The sequence below is a fragment of the Klebsiella sp. 141153 genome, from assembly GCF_032601995.1.
Classification (GTDB): Bacteria; Pseudomonadota; Gammaproteobacteria; order Enterobacterales; family Enterobacteriaceae; genus Klebsiella; species Klebsiella aerogenes.
Genome location: NZ_JAQIRJ010000043.1, coordinates 1 through 374, shown reverse-complemented (window position 1 = coordinate 374; position 374 = coordinate 1). Strand labels below are relative to the sequence as shown.

The 374-nt window shown below is 47.9% G+C and carries 1 tRNA gene; it reads left to right on the top strand.

Annotation, left to right across the window (positions count from 1 at the left end):
* Window positions 1-132 precede the first annotated feature (132 nt).
* Window positions 133-208, top strand: a tRNA-Glu gene (locus PGS10_RS24990).
* Window positions 209-374: the final 166 nt, after the last annotated feature.

Genomic DNA, 374 nt, shown 5'->3' with positions numbered 1-374 from the left:
CGTAACAAGGTAACCGTAGGGGAACCTGCGGTTGGATCACCTCCTTACCTTAAAGAACCTGCCTTTGTAGTGCTCACACAGATTGTCTGATGAAAGTAAAGAAGCAAGGCGTCTTGCGATTGAGACTTCAGTGTCCCCTTCGTCTAGAGGCCCAGGACACCGCCCTTTCACGGCGGTAACAGGGGTTCGAATCCCCTAGGGGACGCCACTTGCTGGTTCGTGAGTGAAAGACGCGCGCCGACATATCTCAAAACTCATCTTCGGGTGACGTTTGAGATATTTGCTCTTTAAAAATCTGGATCAAGCTGAAAATTGAAACGACACACAGTTAATGTGTGTTCGAGTCTCTCAAATTTTCGCAATCAGAAGTGAAA